Here is a 17,772-nt window from a genome sequence, read left to right as displayed (position 1 = left end):
AGGGGAATGCCCCGGGTTCGCTCGGTTCTCATACTTGTACGCAATGCCAAAATTTTTGATGCGCCCGGCTAAGGGTATGACGCGTCTATCCTAGACCGCCGGCGCAAAGTCAAAGCCAGATAGTTCTGGATAAAAGGACAAGATGAGATCTTCCAAGTCCCGCTCGCGTTCGAAATCGAACCGCCCGCGCACCCTCGGCAATATCACCAACCGTGTCTTCGACAGCTCCGGCCCCGAAGGCAAAGTGCGTGGTACGCCGCAGCAAATTATTGAAAAATACAACCAACTGTCGCGCGATGCGCAGCTGTCGAATGATCGGGTGAATGCCGAGAACTTCTTGCAGCACGCCGAGCATTACACGCGTATGTTGGCCGAAGCGCAGCGCGAAATGCAAGCCGAACAAGAGGCGCGCCGCCAGCAAGATATCCAGAACAATCAGCACCAGCAAAACACGCAAAATCAGCAGCGTGACCGTCAGCAAGATCGTGGCGATAACCAGCAGCCTGATTTGCGGGATGATCGTTCCGACAACCGTAACGAGGGGCGCAATGACGGTCGCCGTGACGAACGGCCCGATAATCGCCCCGATAACCGTTCTGACAACAGGAACGAGGGTCGTAATGAGGTCCGTCGTGATAATCGCGGCGAAGGCCGCACTGAAAATCGCACTGAAAATCGGCGCGACTCTGGGCGTTCTGACGATGCAGGTAATGTGCCTGATGTGATCGAAGCCTCTGTCGGTGACGATGATATCGGTTTGGTGGAAACACCTGAAACCCGCCGTCTGCCACGGCACCGTACCCCACGCCCAAAGCAAAATGTGGAACATGCTGAGGCGCAGCCTGCGGGCAAGCCCGATGCCTCGGCTGTTGATGATCAGCCCAAACCTGCGCGCAAACCACGTGCGCCCCGCAAGCCTAAGGCCGAGGCAGGTTCGGATGGACCGAAAACCGATACCGCTGGTGACCAAGCCGCCGAATAAGGTTTGAGGGTTACTGCCAAATACAAAAAGCCGGGGCATTGCCTCGGCTTTTTGTATTCGAAAAAGGAGGAACAGGTGAACCTAGTCAAACCCGCGCGATAACGCGCAGAATTTTTCTAGTGAGATTTCTTCGGCACGCGCGGTGGGCGCAATACCAACCGCCTCTAGCCGTGCCTCAATATCCGGCCCCATCGCCTTGAGGCTAGAGCGCAGCATCTTGCGGCGCTGGTTAAACCCCATCGCGGTTAGGCGTGACAACATCGGGCCATTGGCCGGAAAGCGCGGCTGTTCCAGCCGTGTCAAATGCACCACGGCAGAATGAACCTTGGGCGCAGGGCTGAACGCCTCGGGCGGCAGGGTCAGCACAATTTTGGGCTCGGTGCGCCATTGCGCCAGCAAGGCCAGCCGCCCGTAGGCCTTATCTCCCGGTTTGGCAACGATCCGCTGTGCCACCTCTTTTTGGAACATCAGGGTTAGGCTGGTCCAAAACGGTGGCCATGCGTCGGGCGACAGCCAGCGCACCAGCAGTTCGGTGCCGATGTTATAAGGCAGGTTCGCCACCACCCGCACTGGCGGCGTTAGATGTGCCGAGATATCAACGGTTAAAGCATCGGCGTTCAACACCTCTAGCCGACCAGGATAGACGGCGGCAATCTCATCCAGCGCAGGCATGCAGCGCGCGTCTTTTTCAATCGCCAGCACACGGCGCGCGCCTTCGGCCAACAGCCCGCGCGTCAGGCCACCGGGGCCGGGGCCAATTTCCAGCACGTCACATTGCGTCAGATCACCCGCCGAGCGCGCAATTCTGGAGGTCAGGTTCAGGTCCAGCAAGAAATTCTGGCCCAACTGCTTTTTCGCCACCAGATCATGCATGCGGATGACTTGGGCAAGGCTTGGCAGCCCGTCGATTGCAGCCATTAGTTTACCCCTCGGGCGGTCGCCATGTCATGTGCCATACGCAGGGCTGCGATCAGGCTGGTCGGGTCGGCGATGCCACGGCCAGCAATGTCAAAGGCAGTGCCGTGATCGGGCGACGTGCGGATAAACGGCAGGCCCAGCGTCAGGTTCACACCCCCCGCAAAATCAATGGTTTTGATCGGAATCAAGGCTTGGTCATGGTACATGCACACCGCCACGTCATAGCCCGCGCGGGCGCTGGCGTGGAACATCGTGTCGGCGGGCAAAGGGCCTGCGATCTGCATACCCTCGGCGCGCAATCGGTCCAGAACCGGCGAAATCAGCGTCAGTTCCTCATGTCCCATCGCGCCACCTTCGCCTGCGTGGGGGTTCAACCCCGCCACGGCAATACGCGGATTGGTTAGGCCAAAATCCTGCATCAACCCGCGATGGGTGATGCGCAGGGTCTCTTCCAACGCTTCGGCGGTCAGCGCGGCGGGCACGTCTGAGATGGCGATATGAATGGTCACAGGCACGACCCGCAGCTGCGGGCAGGCTAGCATCATCACCACACGGTCAACGCCGCCCAAAGAGGCGAGGTATTCGGTATGACCGGGAAAGGCAAAACCCGCGCCATCCTTTAGCGCTTTTTTGTGGATGGGCGCGGTACAAATCGCCGAGGCATCGCCTGCCTGAACCAAGCCTACAGCGCGGGCAATCACGGCGATCACGTCGGCGGCATGTTCGGGTTTTGCAGTGCCCGGCGTGGCAGGGCTGGCAAAAGGATGCGGCAGCACGGCAAGGCTATCCGCACCACAAACCACCTGCGAGGGGTGATCAATCATGTGAAACGCCGTACCGCTGGGCAAATGTCGCGGGTCGCCGATCCAGAAAAACGGCAGCTCGGCACCCAAGGTTTTGCGCGCCGAGACAGCTATTTCGGGGCCAATACCCGCAGGCTCGCCGCAGGTTAGGGCGATAGGCTTGCGTGCCGGTGCCATCGTTTAGGGTTTGCGAATGATGGCGTTAAAGCGCATCTCTTCCAAATAGGTTTGCGCCATGGCCCCGAACTTTTGGTTCAACACCCGCTCACGAACCTCATCGCGGGTGGGCTGCACCTCTTGCTCGGGTGTGCGCGAACATAGCATCAAGAACACATGCGCGGCACCACTTGGAAAATCAACGCTTTCACCCGGATCAAGCGCGGCCAAGGCACGGCCCACATTGGTTGGCAATGCAGTGGCGGCTTTTGTTTCGCGGATCAAACGGTCGGCAGGCTGGCCTTTGGCAATGGTGTAAAGGTCATCGCAAGTATCAACCTTGGCACGGATTGCAGCCGCCTCGGCCACACCAGTGGCGGCGGGCAGGGTGTATTGCGCATAATCAACGCTGATTGATGTCAGGCCTTGGTCTTGCATTTTCTCTAACCCGCGCAGCTGGAACAGACCAACGGCACCGCCCAAGGCCACAGGCTGCGACACCTCACCCGGGGCAAGCCCAAGGACCACCGGCGCAAGCGCTGCAGGCAGGTTCGCAAGCGGCATCCAATCAATTCGCCCGCCTCTGCCCGCAGTCTGCGAGGCTGAATACTTGCGCGCGGCTGCGGCAAAATCTGCTTCCGAACGGATCTGAGAGCGCAGCTGCGCGGCGCGTGCCATCACCGCCTCTTCTTGGCCGGCTGGGGCAGGGATTACCAACTCCGAGATCAGAATGCGCAGCGCGGCGGAACTATTGCCCATAGCAATCGCGCGATCAATCTCGGCATCCGATACAGTTACTTTGCCAATATATTTCTGCTGCGCCACTTGGCGCCAAAGCAGCCCTGCCTCGACAAAATCGCGGAAGGTTTCAGCGGCAACACCTTCTTGTGCCAAGGCGGCAACAAACTGATCCGCCGTCATATTGGCACGGCCCGCAAACTCTTCCATCCCGGCTTTGATCTGCTCTGGCGTCACGGTCAGTTTCATGGCCTTGGCGGCCGTCATGCGCAGTCGGTCCTCGACCAAGGCCTTGATGGCGGCCTCTTCCAAATCGCCGGGCGTGCGGAACAGCTTTAGCATTTGCAGCCGTTGCTGGACCTCAAACTCTGTGATGGCGCTGTCGTTCACATACATACGCGGCGCAAACAGGTTTTGGGCCTGAAGGGGGGCAGCACCAACCAAAAGGGTGCTAAGGGCGAGGGCAAAGCTTAGAGGGCGGATCATCGATTTCTTCTCTTGGCAAGGATCGTTCAGCCTTTCGGCGGTGATCTGGTCTAACTGTGGTACTCTGATGGTCGGGGTCATGGCAACACCTTAACCGCTACATGCGGCAGCAGCACCGCTTTTGCCCTTATTGCCAAAGCCCAACAGGTCAAATGACAGGCCAAAACTGGTAGAGGCGCTGGTGCTGCTTGAGGAACTATAGCCGTGCGACAGGTCCATCGCCACTTTCAGGCATTCGCTGCTGTAGGCAAGGCTTAGCCCCGAAGAGGATGCACGGTCTGCGACAAAATCATAACGCGAGCTCAGTTTCGCGCCCCAGTTCGGGGTTACCTGATAGCTGCCAGCGAAGGTCAGTTCCGACACATCATCATCGCGGTCTTCGCTCTCATCGGCCAAAAGCTTTACGTAGGAGGATGACAGGCTATAGCTATCACGGGTCAGTGCCACGCGGCTTTCGCCTTTGGTCAGTTTGAAATTATTGTCGAAAACCACCCGATTGGTCAATGAGACGCCGCCTGCAAGCGAAAGACGCACTGCGGCCAACCAGTCGGAGTTTATGCCGGACAGGCCCGAGGCATCACTAAAGTCTTCGTCATTGCTGCTGCGGTATACGCGGCCAACAACTACCCCCAAGGACCACCCTTTGGGGTCATAGCGCGTGTAGCCGATGCCGACATTGGCATAGGGGCCAACTTCAATATCATCCGCCCCCGGATAGCGGTTGATCGAAAAAAGGCTGCCTTCGTCAAATTCGACCAAAGTACTGTCTTCATTCGGAATATCGGTATCGTTTTGTTTGGCCCAGACAAGCTGGACAATCGGTTCGATCACATGGCTGGCGCCGTTTTGCGCCGCGTAGACCCATGGCCAGCGCAGCTCCACTCCTGCGCCTACGGCTGCGCGCGTGTAGTCGCCTTCATAGGTGTCATCTTGGTTGATGCTGTAAAAATCGCCATTGATTTCGGTCAAGGCCGTTCCCAAAACGCCGCCCGGCAAGATCCAGTTGCGCCGCCAATCCGCAGCAACCGAAAGTCGCGTGACATCACGACCATCGCTGATGCCATCGCTATCACTGTCGGACGAAATATCTGAGCTGCGGTAATGGCTGTGGCTCTGCAACCGAAACCCGCCCTCGCCGCCAATTGTTCCGGGCGAAAAGCGGCGTTGATAGGTTACATCGGTGACAATAGAGGGCAAGGTGCTATTCACATCGTCATCGCGCAGAGAGCGGTAGTTGATAAGCCTGCCCGAGATGTATTCGTTGCGCCGTGTGCGCAGAACTTCAACACGGCTGTCCAGACGGTCCTCGGATGAGATGCCGTAGTCTGACAGATAATCATTGTCAGACACCATAGTACCGGAAAAGGATAAGGTGAAATCACGCGGCAGGTCAAATTGGCCCTTGGTCACCAGATAAAAGCGGGTTTCGTCTGGATACAGCTGATCGCGCGACACTGCGCCGGTTGTCTCGACCTTGCCACTGTCAAAGGCCTGACGATAGCGCAGTTCAACCGATTGGGCATCATTGCTGGAAAGATAAGGGGTTACCGTTAAATCCTTGCTATCGCCGATCCGGATAAAATAGGGAATCTTTGTGCCAAAGCCAAGGTCGCTCGTAGTGCGGAACGAGGGCGCCAGAAACCCTGTCTGGCGCTTTAAGGTCGGGTCGGGAATACGCAGGCGGGGCACCCAAAATACCGGCACACCTGCCACGCGGAACGTTGCATTTTCAAAGTAAATCTGACGCTCTAGCTCATCATGGATGACACGTTTTGCGCGAATTTCCCACAAAGGCGTGGGATGGCTGGCGCAGACTTGGCATGACGACACCACGGTATTTGACAGGCTGGTATAGCGCCCGCCGATCCGCATCATCTCAGACGATGCAAGCTGCAACTGCTGGTCCAGCACCAGCCGCGCACTTTGCAAAATGCCATCGGAGAAATCGGATGAAAGCTCGGCCTGATCGGCAAGCACAATGGTCCCGCTGTCATCGGTCAGTACAATGGGGCCGACAATCAACAAGCGATCCGCGCCACGATCATAGGTGATCTTTGAAGCCTTCAGCCGCTTGCCGTTTTGAAAAATTTCTACATTGCCTTGGGCGACAAGCGTATCATTGCCCGCAATCGCCACACTGTCGGCGACAAGCGATGCCAAATCCTGCGCGCGCAGCGGTGCCGCGAACAAAACCAACAGACAGGTGAGCCGTAAAATCAGACGCATCAACCGTCCTCCAAGTGCAATAATAACCCAAGCGCCAGTAAAATCGCGGCGACAGGGGGGGTCCACGCCGCAAGGTATACAGGGATTTGCCCGCTATCCCCAAGCACCTGTGCGAAGTTGCGCAAGAAAAAGATAGCAAACCCACCCGTTAATGCCAACAAGACCCGCTGGCCCGTCTGACCAAACCGCGCATGACGCATGGTGAAGCCCGCCGCCACAAGCACCATTGCCGACAAAAGCAAAGGCAGCGCTATCTCCATCTGCAACCACACACGGTAGGACCGCGCAGAAAAGCCAGCCAGTTCGAGATTTTTGATATATCTTGGGAGTGACCAAATCGGAACAGCAGACGGCGTGCCAAAGCTATCACGGATGCGGTCACGCGTCAGGTCGGATGCGATCATCGCCGTGGGTTTCACCTGCGACGTAACCTCTGGGTTAGTCGCAGTTAGATCCCAGTATTTGGCATTCGTCAGCTGCCAAGCCCCCGATACCAACTCGGCCTCTTCGGCCTCGATGCGTTGGGTCGGCATGACTTGGTTGTCAAAAATCAGAAAGCTAACGCCAAACAGGCGGGTGCCATCAAGATCGGCACGGACGGCCTGAATGACAACCTGGCCATCAGCCCCGCCTTGCCGCAACCAAATGCCTCTATCGCTGATCGACAGCACACTTTCGGCGCCACGCGTTAAATGCGAAGAAAATTGCTCGTATTGTTTTGACGTTGCGGCAACCAAAGGATTTAGCACTGCCACCGCAAACGCGCCTATCACAAACGCAGCCGCCACAGGCGCCAGCAAAAACCGCAGGCCAGATCGGCCTGCCGCACGCACCACAACCAGCTCACTGCTTTTGGCCAAAGCCAAGAACAAGGCAATCGCCGCTAAAATGAAAATAAGCGGCAAAATAAGGTACAGTGTCGCGGGCACATTTAGCAGCGCCAAGGTTGCAACATCGGCAAGCGAAACGGCCTGACCCGAAAGGCGCCGCAACTGTTCAACCATATCTGTCAGCATTAAAATGCCGAAAAAGATGGCAAAAACTTGCGCGACAACTTTGACAAAACGGTAAATGAAATAGAGGCTTAGGGTCATGCGGCGGCCCCTTCGCTGCTATTTGGTCCGGGGCCTGCGGCATGGCGGCGGCGCGGGCGTTGCGCGACCCAAAGCATCACAACTGAGGCCGCAATACCCGTGACAGGTGCGATATAGACAAAAATCCAACCGTTTTCTGCGCCGCTAGAGGCCGAGAAGCCAGCGTTGTTTATCATTTGCACGACAATCAGCAAAATCACGGCACCCACGATCTGACGCCACAGGCCAAAGCGGCTGAACGCCCCCAAAAGCAGGGCCGCAAAACCGATAAGCGCGGTCGCCAGCGCCAAAAAGGGCTGGCCAATGCGTGCGTGGCCTTCGATCAAAAGGGTCGATTTCGTTTTGCCGACCTCTTGCAAAATCGCAGGCGAGGGGGACAAAAGCTCTGCCGTCGACAGCTCATCCAGCGAGCGTGCGGGCGTGTCAGAGGCCACCAGCAGCCCGCCCAGATCATAGGTGAAATCCGAGAAATGCGTCACCGAGAGGCGTTTTTTGACCGTGTCATGCGATTGGCTTAGGCCGTCAAACATGATCAATTTAGGCTCGATATCGCCGCGAACCAACAAGGCACGGCGCGCCGTATAGGTTGTCTGGATTGTGCGATCCCTGCTATCCACGAAAAAGACATCATGCAGTTCGCCGCTGTCGCTTATTTCACGAATGTAGAATGTGATGCCATCTGTCGGGTGCATAAAGGTGCCCTCTACCAGCAATTTCGCCGTAAGGTTTGCACTGATTTCGGCGGTTCGTGCCGTTAAAACCGTTCGACTGGCAGGCACAATCACATTGTAAAGCAACACCAGCATCACAGTGACCGAAAGACCGAAATAGGCGACAGGGCGGGCCAAGCGAAACGCCGAGAACCCGGTCGCTTGCATCACGACCAACTCTCCATCTTGGGTAAGCCGATTGGTGGTGTAAACGGCCGCGGCAAAGGCCGAAACAGGCAACACCACACGGATCACATTTGGCAACGTCAAAAAGGAGATTTCAAGGAAAACCAAGGCGGATTGGCCGTCGCCGATGATCTGGTCAAACAGGCCAACAGCGCGGTTTACCCAGTAGATCAACACAAGAATTAGGGAGAAAAACCCAAAAAGCGCAAGAAATTGTGACAGTAGGTATCTGTCGAATCTGGACACGCGCGTTTTCCCTTACCTAAAATCTTGTGCAACCGTAACGGATTTTCCCAAGGGTTAAAACTGATATATCGATGGGTTTCAGGCCCCGATCGGCAAAAAACGGCCAGAACTGTTGCATAAGGTCGGGTCTGGTAAACCCGATAGCCAAGGGCTAGGCTTTGGCAAACGCGGGCCATGCGATGAGGCTGCCCGCAAGGTGACGACCCAAACAGCGGAATAATTGACATGACACATCCTTTGCCGATCAAGTTTCTTGAAACCGATCTCGACGCGCTTGATGCTTTTGTAGGCCGCATCGCGCTTTTGGCGGCGCCTGATGAACTGGCTGCCCGCAGCCCCGCCGCGCGCCGGTTGAACCGTATGACCAAAGGCGCGCTGAACCGCTTTTTGGCGTCGGACGCTTGGGAAAAGGTAAAAATGGGCGAGGCCGCCGATTTGGCATGGCCCGCGGGGCTGAAAGCCGAAGCGTTGCAAGTTGTTAAGGCCGGGCCGCGTGCCGATGTGGAAACCGCCCGCAAAGCCGGGGCTGTGATTGGCAAATCTGTGGGCCAATCGGGGGCATTGGTGCTTGCTGGGACCATTCAACGCGCGGCCGAGGTTTCCTTTGGGATCGCCATGCGCGCCTATGATTTTGAGCCGCATAAAACGACAACACCCACCGCACGCGGGCCTGTCAGCCTGATGGTCAAAGACCCCGAGGCGGTTGCACTGGCTGCCAAGCCCAAGGCTGCGGTTGCCGAAGGCGTGTTTTTCACCCGTGATCTGGTGAACGAGCCTGCCAATGTGCTGACGACGTATGATTTCGCAGCACGGCTTGCCGCGATGCAAGAGCTGGGTCTGGACGTCGAGATTTTGGACGAAGAAGAACTGACCAAGCTGGGCATGGGCGCGTTGCTGGGTGTTGGCATGGGGTCGGAAAGCCCGTCCAAGGTTGTCGTCATGCAGTGGAACGGCGGTGGCGATGAGGCACCTTTTGCGCTGGTTGGCAAAGGCGTGGTCTTTGATACCGGCGGCATTTCCATCAAGCCTGCGGGCGGGATGGAAGATATGACCATGGATATGGGCGGCGCGGGTGTGGTGTCGGGCGTGATGCGCACGCTGGCGCTGCGCCGCGCCAAGGCCAATGTAGTGGGTATCGTCGGCTTGGTCGAAAACATGCCGGACGGTCGCGCGCAACGCCCCGGCGATGTGGTCAAATCGATGAAAGGCGACACGATTGAGGTGATCAACACCGATGCCGAAGGGCGTTTGGTGCTGGCCGATATCATGTGGTATGTGCAGGAACGGTTTAACCCGATTGGCATGATAAACCTTGCCACGCTGACAGGCGCGATTATTGTCGCCTTGGGCCATGAAAACACAGGGGTTTTTAGCAATGACGATGATCTGTGCAATGCGTTCCTGAAGGCCTGCAAAGCCGAGGGCGAGGGCGCTTGGCGGATGCCGATGGGCGATGTCTATGACGCCAAGCTGAAATCACGGATTGCCGATATGATGAACGTGGGCGGGCGCGATGGCGGTGCGATCACGGCGGCGCAATTCCTGAAGCGGTTTGTCAAAGATGGCATGCCGTGGTGCCATTTGGATATTGCCGGCACGGCGCTGGTTAAATCCGATACCACGTTGGCACCAAAGGGTGCGACCGGCTGGGGCGTCATGGCGCTTGACCGGTTGATCCGCGATAAGTTTGAGGGCTGATCCGATGGGCGTGGTGATGTTTTATCATCTGACCACGTCTAGCCTTGAAGAGACCGCGCGAACCTTGTTGGCGCGGTCGCAAAAGGCGGGTTGGCGCGTGATGCTGCGTGGGGTCGATGTGAGCCGCCTAAGGGCGTTGGACCGTTTTTTGTGGCAAGGCGCAGATGATGACTTTTTCCCGCATGGGATGGAGGGCAGCCCGCATGACGCCGCGCAGCCGATCTTGCTGGGGCAGGGCCAAATTGCAAACGGTGCGCAGGCGCTGATGACCATCGAGGGCGCAAGTATCGACCCTGTGGAGGCCGCCAGCCTTGAGCGTGTCTTTGTGCTATTTGATGGGCAAGATGAGGCGGCAGTCGCTGCGGCGCGCGTTCAATGGAAGGCGGTAACCGGCGCAGGCCTTGCGGCGCAATACTGGTCCGAAGCATCGGGCCGTTGGGAAAAGAAGGCGGGTTGAACCGGCCTGATTTCACCTGGATTTTTAGAGAATTTGCTTGGTATGCGGCCAAAATGGGGGCTTTCTGCCCCCAATAGGCAAACAAATATGCCGAATTTGAACGTGGGCGTCTCTTAGACGTAACCAACAAAAATACGGCGGACTTCGTCGCTGCGGGTTGTGCCGCGTGCTTCAAGCTCGGCGTCAGACAGTGCGTTCAGCTTGTTGACCGATTGCATCCGTGGGTGCGCTTCGGCGACCAACAGCAAGAAATTCCATACAGCACGGAAAGGGCGTGCGATCGTTGTTGCAAACGAAAATTCTGATTTTGCAGTTGCGATATAGGCCATTGGGAAACTCCTTGTTCCGCTCATAATTTCTTCCCTGCCTCATACTTAGCGCCTGATTGTTATGGATTAAACCGACGATGTCGAATTGCTGCATTGCAGCAAGCGCATAGCTCGCAGCACAGGCACCAAAAGGAAGCAGAGCAAAACCGCGCTGGGTTTTGCTCTGCTTCAGACCACAAAATAAGGCGTGTCAGGCCGAGATTTGTTCGCGCAAAATGGCGGCTGTCATTGAGATCATCAAATAGATGCCTGCAAAAATTAGCATCGCAACCAAGGTGCTTTCAAAAGCACGCGGGTAGGTTGGCTCATCCGGCGGGATCGGTTTCACTGACAGTGACAGATAGCGGGTTTGGCGATTGGCTTCGGCCCGTGAGGTTTCCATCGACTGGATCGACTGCGCCAACATCAGTTGCCGCGTTTGCACATCGGCCTGCGCGACCAGCAGCTCACTTTGAACTTGCGGCAAGGATTCGCCACCTTCCGAGCCCTCGGTCAATTTGCCACGTAAATCGGCAATCTCGGATTCGAGGGCTGCGATCCGGCGTTCGAGGGGGTCCATCCGCGCGGCATTCGGCTGGGCGTTGGATTTCATTTGCTGAAGCGACAACTTGTCTTGCGACAGAAGGGTTTCCAACTGGCTGATCTGCGCGGTGATCAAAGTGACTTCCACCTCGGAGGACAAAACTTTAAACCTTTCTTGCAACTCAACCACACGGCGCTGTGCCACCAGCATTTTGGCCTCGGCATTCTCATAGCCTTCGCGGGCGCCGCGCATCTGGTCTTCGCGCAAGCGTTGGGTCAGGTGATCAACCTGACCTTCGGCAAAGCCAATCAAGGCTTGGGCAAACTCGACGGATTTTTCCGGCGTTGTCGCAATAACTTCCATCTTTACCAGACCCTCGGTCGGGTCATATGAGATTTGGAAGTTGCGTTCATACACCTTATAGGCCGCTTCCAAACTGGCGTTTGGCTCGAGGCGTTGAATGGGGTCAATATCGGGGTTGCTATAATGAGCGCGAAATCCGTGTTCCTCATCCAGGCGGATCATCGCATCGCGTGACTGCAAATAGCCTTGCACCGCAATGCTGTCTTGCGATGTGGCCATAGGCGAGCCTTGCAGCAAGCCGCCCAACCCGCCCGCAGCCCCCGTTGGGTTTTGCGATTGTTGGATCACGAATTCGGTTTCGGTGGCGTAAAGCGGCGTGGCCACGGCGTAGTAATACCAGCCCGTGACAATCGTCGGCAACACCACGAAAAAGGCAAGCCGGATCATCAACAGCGCCGATTTACGCCGCCTGCGCCGCGCCAGATCCTTCTGGATTTTCATGATGTCGGCGACATGGTTCACCTCGGCGCGCACCTGCGTCGAAGGCACTTGGACGGGCTTTATCGTCTGGGGCAGTTTGACGCCATCGCCATCGGGCCGTTTAGCCAAGGCGCGCGAGTCTTCGGTTTGAATGGGTTTGCCACCAGCAGTCACCAAATCCAGCATCGAGGTGCGCTGAAACGGATCAACGCCCGCCGCACGCAGTAGGCGGACGGCGTCAAAGTCGGATGTTGCAGGCAAACCGTATTTTTGCGCCAGTTTGCGGGCCATGCGTAGCTGACGACCTGTCAGGCCTTCGTGCTTGATCGCCTCCATCGCGATTTCGGGTGCACCCTCTGTTGGACCAGTCGTCTTGGCGGTTGTTGGACCTGCGATATTGGCGGGGTTTGCGGTTGGAAACTGACCCGAATCAAAACCATCATCATGGTTGTCAAACAACCCTGAATCGCCCTGTACTGGGGCGGGAGGGGCCACTGGAACAGGCGGGAATTCCGGGCGACGGATGCGGAATCGTTTAGCTGTGAGCTTCATAATCATACAACCGTTTTGCTTCTTCGAGTGTTTCGAACATATAGAGCTTACCATTACGCAGCACAGCCGCCGAGCGGCAGAATTTTTCTAACGTCGCGGCCTGATGCGACACAACGATGATGGTGGCACTTTCCAGCCGTTGGCGCAGAATAGCACCAGCTTTGGCGTTGAACTCGACATCGCCAGTCGACGGCATACCTTCGTCGATCAGATAAAAGTCGAACTCCAGCGCGAGCATGAGCGCGAAAGAAAACCGCGAACGCATACCGGAGGAGTAGGTGCCCACAGGCATATCGAAATACTCTTTGATACCCGCCAACCAGCGGCAAAAGCTTTCCATATAGTCGGGGTCAATGCTGTAAAGCCGTGCGATATAGCGGGCGTTTTCGGTGCCGGTGTGTTTGTTCATCACCCCGCCCATAAACCCAAGCGGGAAAGAAATGCGCGAGGTGCGTATGATCTTGCCCTCATCCGGTTTCTCTAAGCCAGCCATCATGTTGATGATCGTGGTTTTGCCAGCGCCATTGGGCGCAAGAATACCGAGCGAGTTGCCTTTTTCCACCGTAAACGAGGCCTGATCAAGAATGATCTTGCGGGTCTTGCCTGTCCAAAAAGACTTACTCACATTTTCAAACGCGATCATTGCTCTGCTTCCGGTCGCCGCCTCTTGTTCTCGGTTTATTCCAAGATACAGGCTTGGTGTTACAAAAGTCTAAGCCGCAGCCCAAACTTTTGCCAAAGCACTGATAGCCCGACATTCTGGCAGCATTATGTCTATAGGCCCTGAATTCGGCAAGGCTATTGGCGCGGTGGCTTTGCCCCGCGTGGCGTCCGTGGGGGCTGCACGCGTGCAAGCAGTACCAGTGCAGGCCCGATGAGCAAGCTAAGGCCAAGGCCCAGTCGCGCGGCCTCTTGCATGGCGCCCCCCGGCAATGCGGTTTCCAAGGCCACCAAAGGCAGGGTAAACCCAATCGCCATCAGGCCAGCAATATAGCTGATTTCCTTAAAATTCAGGCGGTTTGGCAAGGGCTTGCCTATAGCCTTCAACACACCGGCGGCGACCAGAACCCCCAAAGGTTTTCCAAGCCACAAGGCGCCCAGCATGATCCATGTTGTCGGGCCAAATGCGCCAAGGTCCAATGCGCCATGCGTCAGGCCAAACAAGAATAGGATGAGTGTAACCGGCCCCATGAAAAAGTGGGACAGGCGGTTTAGTGGGTCGGTCAAATATCCTTCCGCCTCGGCAAACAGGCCAAAGCTATGGGTGCCGTGCATCATCGCTGGCAGCAAAGGCAAAAAGGCAAGCGTCGGTGGCAGGCCCGAGGCCGATACCCCGACCCAGCAGAAAAAGCCGATGACCAGCCACGGCCAAAGCTTGCCTGCGCTTTGGCGCTGGCGTTCGGATATGGTTAGGCTAAGTTGTGGGCGTGTCAGTTTAAAGTACCCATAACTGGCCGCTACCACTGGCAGGATCAGCCACAAAACCCGCATGTTATTGTTTGCAGGTGCTGCAAAGCCGCTGGCTATCAGCCCTAACAGCCCATCCAGAATGCACATAAACAGCAGCACTTGCAGCGCGGCATGGCCTTTGCCAAAAATCAACCGGCCAAAGAAAAACGCCAGCACCATATCGCTGCCAAAGGGCATCACCCAGCCCGTCGCATCCACCGCCTCTTCGGCGGTTTCTAAAAACGCGGTCAGAATTTGCCAGACAATTGCCGAGGCAGCCATGCCACTTAGAACCATCGCCAACGGGGCAAATGCCAGCTTGCCGCGCAAGCCGCCATGTTCCAAAACAAAGGCTTCCCAGATCTCTTTGCCAATCAGCAGCACAAAAATCGGCAACAACAGCGACGAGACAAAGGTCGCCACGTTAAAGCCGGGATAAAACAGCCGCAGCCGGTACAGTGGGGCGCTGTCGAACGGGTGCCACTCAATCGCATCATAATAGGTGCCCGGGGCAATATTGACGACAAGAGTCGCAATAGCTGCGCCCGCCAGCAGGGCTTTGGCATAGTTTTTCAAATGGGGGGAGGCAGGGGTCACGGTGGCTGTAGCCTTGTGAAAACAGGTGAGAGTAAGCGAACCCCTGTTTAGTCCTGTCACCGAGCCGCCGCAATCAAACTTATCGCGAAATGCTGCAATTGTGCTGTGCTTGCACCTTGTCGTGCAAGGGCTGCGCGCTTAATGCACCTGTAAACTGGGTGAAAAGGGGAATGATATGGCTGATAATGCAGGCCACGGGTTAGATGCAGCCTTTGCCGCGATGATGGCACAACCCGAAGATGACGCAGCCCGCATGCGCTATTACGCACGGTTGGCAGATGGAATGCTGTATTTGATGCTGGAACAAGAGGCCGAGGCCGGTTCGGTGCAGCCGGTTATGGTGGATATTGACGACACGCAGGTCGTGTTGGCCTATTCGACCGAAGAGCGGCTGGCGGCGACCACCGACACGCCCGTGCCCTATGCCGAGCTGCCTGGCCGTGTGATTGCCGCACAGTTGGCGGGGCAGGGCGTGGCGCTTGGCATCAACCTTGGCACCGGCGAAGGCGAGTTTCTGGTTCCGCCCGAGGCCTTGGTTTGGCTGGCGCAGACGCTTGAAAATAAACCGCAAGATGTGTCGGCGCGGCCTATCGGTTTTGACGCGCCGCGCGGTCTGCCTGACAGTCTGATGCAAGCGCTTGATGCCAAGCTGGCGCGGGCAGGCGGGCTTGCGCAGGCGGCGATGCTGGTGGCCGTACGCTATGAGGGCGGGCGCATGGGCCATATGCTCGCCTTCATCGGGGCGGCTCCGGGAGCCGAAACCGCGCTCACGCGGGCAGCAAGCGAGGCGCTGACCTTTTCAGGGATTGAGGCAGGCGAGATGGACGTCACCTTCCTTGCGCCAGAGCTGCCCGTAGTGGAGCGGATGGCCCGTGTGGCGCTGCGGTTTGACTTGCCACAGCCAGCGGCCACGGTGCCACATACGCCCGCCGCACCGGGAATGGACCCATTGGTGCCGCCAAAACTGCGCTAAGTGTGGGGTATTACTATACCTATTTCATAAGTCGTTGTTTTTGATTGATAAATACTGTTGCTGGTGGCTTGACGGCGCGCCCGCATTCAAAGATACAGCGTCATCCGAGATACTGGGGCTAATCCCCACAACACTTTAAAGGGTGTAACATGAAAACCTTTACCGCAACGCCTGCGGATATTACAAAGAAATGGATCTTGATCGATGCCGAAGGTATCGTTCTGGGCCGTTTGGCTACAATCGTAGCAAGTATCCTGCGCGGCAAAAACAAGCCTACCTTCACACCGCACATGGACATGGGCGACAATGTTATCGTTATCAACGCTGACAAAGTTCAAATGACCGGCAACAAGCGCGCAGACAAGCGTTACTACTGGCACACTGGCCACCCAGGCGGGATCAAGTTCCGCACGGCTGCCCAAGTGTTGGACGGTGCGCACCCAGAGCGCGTTGTGGTCAAAGCTGTAGAGCGTATGATCACCCGCAACTCGTTGGGCGCACAACAGATGACCAACCTGCGCGTTTATGCAGGCGCTGAGCATCCGCATGAAGCACAATCGCCAACCGTTCTTGACGTGGCAGCGATGAACCCCAAGAACACGCGGAGCGCTTGATCATGTCTGATATCAAATCCCTCGACGATCTGAAGGCAGCTGTGGCTGATACGCCTGCCGCTGCTGTACAAGCCGCTGTTGTTCGTGAACCAATGCGCGACAAGCTGGGCCGTGCCTATGCAACTGGCAAACGTAAAGATGCGGTTGCCCGCGTCTGGATTAAGCCAGGCACAGGTAAAGTAACCGTGAACGGTAAAACTATGCCTGAGTATTTTGCACGCCCTGTGTTGCAGATGATTCTGCGTCAGCCATTCACTGTTGCTGGCGTTGAAGGCCAGTTCGACGTGATGGCAACTGTTGCTGGTGGTGGTCTTTCGGGCCAAGCTGGCGCGGTTAAGCACGGTGTTTCCAAAGCGTTGCAGCTTTACGATCCAACCTTGCGCGCAGCCCTGAAAGCTGCTGGCTTCTTGACCCGCGATAGCCGCGTTGTTGAACGTAAGAAATACGGCAAAGCCAAAGCGCGTAAGAGCTTCCAGTTCTCCAAGCGCTAACTACGAACGAGTATATTACCCAACAAAAACAAAGGGTTCGCATTTTGCGAGCCCTTTTTTCATGCATAGCAGCTTTGTAGCAGCGCACTGATATCATTGACGTATTGGTTTAGCGAAATTAGCATATCGATAGCGTTTAAGGCATGTTTGAAGCGGATTTGATTTGGCATTTTACCAGAACAAGCGGGAACACTACGGCGGCGCACTTGTGCTGTTTCAACGCAACCTCGCTGTCGCTGTACCCAACTCAAAATCTCACCGTCAGCAAACTTGGTATATGCGGCTGAAAATTGGTGGACGCAAAGGCTATGTTACACGCAGCACAAAGTTGACGATGTACGAGGATGCATACGAGTTTGCGAAAAGTGAGCTGCTAAGGCTGCAACAAGCTGCGCGGCTTGGGCACAGCTTCGATGAGTACACGTTTGAGAAGCACTGGAACGATTGGTATGAGCGCAACTTGCGCAACGGCACATGGCAAGAAGCGCGTGCACGTTGGCACAAAATGTATTTCAACCGTTATTTCAAAGACTACTTTTCGAACGCCGACAAAAGTTCAATGTCGTTGAACGACATAACTTCACAGTTCGCTGCAGGGTATTGGGATTGGCGTAAGGGCTATTGGAGCACTGAAAAGGCTGCGAAGCTGCAAAGCTACAATCCAAAACGGCGTCGCGCGAAAACGGAGTTATTGTCAAATCTGGTGTTTGAGGCTTGTCGGTCATGCGGCGATCTGGTCTGGGGTTGTGGCTTCAATTCCG

Annotated in this window: 16 protein-coding genes and 1 pseudogene; 7 read left to right on the top strand and 10 right to left on the bottom strand. The window is 56.4% G+C overall.

Going from position 1 to position 17,772, the window contains the following annotated elements; all coding sequences use genetic code 11:
* Positions 1-142 precede the first annotated feature (142 nt).
* Positions 143-982, top strand: a complete 840-nt coding sequence (locus tag ACEN2J_RS15135; protein WP_442106945.1) for a DUF4167 domain-containing protein — start codon at positions 143-145, stop codon at positions 980-982.
* An 81-nt stretch (positions 983-1,063) separates the two neighbouring features.
* On the opposite strand, the gene rsmA is transcribed toward ACEN2J_RS15135, so the two are convergent.
* Genes rsmA through lptF form a run of 6 tightly spaced genes read right to left on the bottom strand, consistent with a single transcriptional unit; the run spans position 1,064 to position 8,545 of the window.
* Positions 1,064-1,900: a 16S rRNA (adenine(1518)-N(6)/adenine(1519)-N(6))-dimethyltransferase RsmA gene (rsmA, locus tag ACEN2J_RS15130; protein ID WP_442106944.1), complete on the bottom strand. Its 837-nt coding sequence runs from the start codon at positions 1,898-1,900 to the stop codon at positions 1,064-1,066.
* Positions 1,900-2,880: a 4-hydroxythreonine-4-phosphate dehydrogenase PdxA gene (gene pdxA, locus ACEN2J_RS15125; RefSeq protein WP_442106943.1), complete on the bottom strand. Its 981-nt coding sequence runs from the start codon at positions 2,878-2,880 to the stop codon at positions 1,900-1,902. Before pdxA ends, rsmA begins: the two co-directional genes overlap by 1 nt.
* A 3-nt stretch (positions 2,881-2,883) precedes the next feature.
* Positions 2,884-4,164 (bottom strand): peptidylprolyl isomerase, encoded by a 1,281-nt coding sequence (locus ACEN2J_RS15120; protein WP_442106942.1) that lies wholly within the window; start codon positions 4,162-4,164, stop codon positions 2,884-2,886.
* A gap of 9 nt (positions 4,165-4,173) precedes the next feature.
* Positions 4,174-6,309: an LPS-assembly protein LptD gene (locus tag ACEN2J_RS15115; RefSeq protein WP_442106941.1), complete on the bottom strand. Its 2,136-nt coding sequence runs from the start codon at positions 6,307-6,309 to the stop codon at positions 4,174-4,176.
* The gene (gene lptG, locus ACEN2J_RS15110; RefSeq protein WP_442106940.1) at positions 6,309-7,403 is read right to left on the bottom strand and encodes an LPS export ABC transporter permease LptG; all 1,095 of its coding nucleotides are present in this window, start codon (positions 7,401-7,403) and stop codon (positions 6,309-6,311) included. Before lptG ends, ACEN2J_RS15115 begins: the two co-directional genes overlap by 1 nt.
* On the bottom strand, positions 7,400-8,545 hold the full coding sequence (gene lptF / locus ACEN2J_RS15105) for an LPS export ABC transporter permease LptF (protein ID WP_442106939.1): 1,146 nt from the start codon (positions 8,543-8,545) through the stop codon (positions 7,400-7,402). The genes lptG and lptF overlap by 4 nt, the downstream gene beginning before the upstream one ends.
* 225 nt (positions 8,546-8,770) lie before the next feature.
* Between lptF and ACEN2J_RS15100 the strand changes: the two genes are divergently transcribed.
* Positions 8,771-10,243 carry a leucyl aminopeptidase gene (locus tag ACEN2J_RS15100; protein ID WP_442106938.1) on the top strand — a complete coding sequence of 491 codons (1,473 nt, stop codon included), beginning with the start codon at positions 8,771-8,773 and terminating at the stop codon, positions 10,241-10,243.
* 4 nt (positions 10,244-10,247) lie between these two features.
* Positions 10,248-10,700 carry a DNA polymerase III subunit chi gene (locus ACEN2J_RS15095; protein ID WP_442106937.1) on the top strand — a complete coding sequence of 151 codons (453 nt, stop codon included), beginning with the start codon at positions 10,248-10,250 and terminating at the stop codon, positions 10,698-10,700.
* 113 nt (positions 10,701-10,813) lie between these two features.
* Here the strand turns inward: ACEN2J_RS15095 and ACEN2J_RS15090 are convergent, their stop codons facing one another.
* The 4 genes from ACEN2J_RS15090 to ACEN2J_RS15075 all read right to left on the bottom strand — a co-directional run bounded on the left by ACEN2J_RS15090 (position 10,814) and on the right by ACEN2J_RS15075 (position 14,933).
* Complete coding sequence (locus ACEN2J_RS15090; protein ID WP_442106936.1) at positions 10,814-11,029, bottom strand: hypothetical protein; 216 nt, start codon at positions 11,027-11,029, stop codon at positions 10,814-10,816.
* A 190-nt stretch (positions 11,030-11,219) separates the two neighbouring features.
* Positions 11,220-12,887, bottom strand: a complete 1,668-nt coding sequence (locus ACEN2J_RS15085; protein WP_442106935.1) for a capsule biosynthesis protein — start codon at positions 12,885-12,887, stop codon at positions 11,220-11,222.
* Positions 12,871-13,530 carry an ABC transporter ATP-binding protein gene (locus ACEN2J_RS15080; protein WP_442106934.1) on the bottom strand — a complete coding sequence of 220 codons (660 nt, stop codon included), beginning with the start codon at positions 13,528-13,530 and terminating at the stop codon, positions 12,871-12,873. Before ACEN2J_RS15080 ends, ACEN2J_RS15085 begins: the two co-directional genes overlap by 17 nt.
* 155 nt (positions 13,531-13,685) lie before the next feature.
* Positions 13,686-14,933 carry a Na+/H+ antiporter NhaA gene (locus ACEN2J_RS15075; protein WP_442106933.1) on the bottom strand — a complete coding sequence of 416 codons (1,248 nt, stop codon included), beginning with the start codon at positions 14,931-14,933 and terminating at the stop codon, positions 13,686-13,688.
* Positions 14,934-15,108: 175 nt separating this feature from the next.
* Here ACEN2J_RS15075 and ACEN2J_RS15070 point away from each other — a divergent pair, with 175 nt between their 5' ends.
* The 4 genes and pseudogenes from ACEN2J_RS15070 to ACEN2J_RS15055 all read left to right on the top strand — a co-directional run.
* A complete protein-coding gene (locus ACEN2J_RS15070; RefSeq protein ID WP_442106932.1) occupies positions 15,109-15,906 on the top strand; it encodes an SseB family protein in 798 nt (265 codons plus the stop codon).
* Positions 15,907-16,055: 149 nt separating this feature from the next.
* Complete coding sequence (rplM, locus tag ACEN2J_RS15065) at positions 16,056-16,520, top strand: 50S ribosomal protein L13 (protein ID WP_442106931.1); 465 nt, start codon at positions 16,056-16,058, stop codon at positions 16,518-16,520.
* Between the two features lie 2 nt (positions 16,521-16,522).
* Positions 16,523-17,011 carry a 30S ribosomal protein S9 gene (gene rpsI / locus ACEN2J_RS15060; protein ID WP_442106930.1) on the top strand — a complete coding sequence of 163 codons (489 nt, stop codon included), beginning with the start codon at positions 16,523-16,525 and terminating at the stop codon, positions 17,009-17,011.
* Positions 17,012-17,174: 163 nt separating this feature from the next.
* Positions 17,175-17,772 (top strand): annotated as a pseudogene (locus ACEN2J_RS15055) (hypothetical protein); the annotation flags it as partial.

The sequence above is a fragment of the Pseudorhodobacter sp. W20_MBD10_FR17 genome (genome assembly GCF_052119765.1).
GTDB lineage: Bacteria > Pseudomonadota > Alphaproteobacteria > Rhodobacterales > Rhodobacteraceae > Pseudorhodobacter.
The sequence above is the reverse complement of the archived record's forward strand: the minus strand, read 5'-3'. Positions and strand labels throughout refer to the sequence as shown.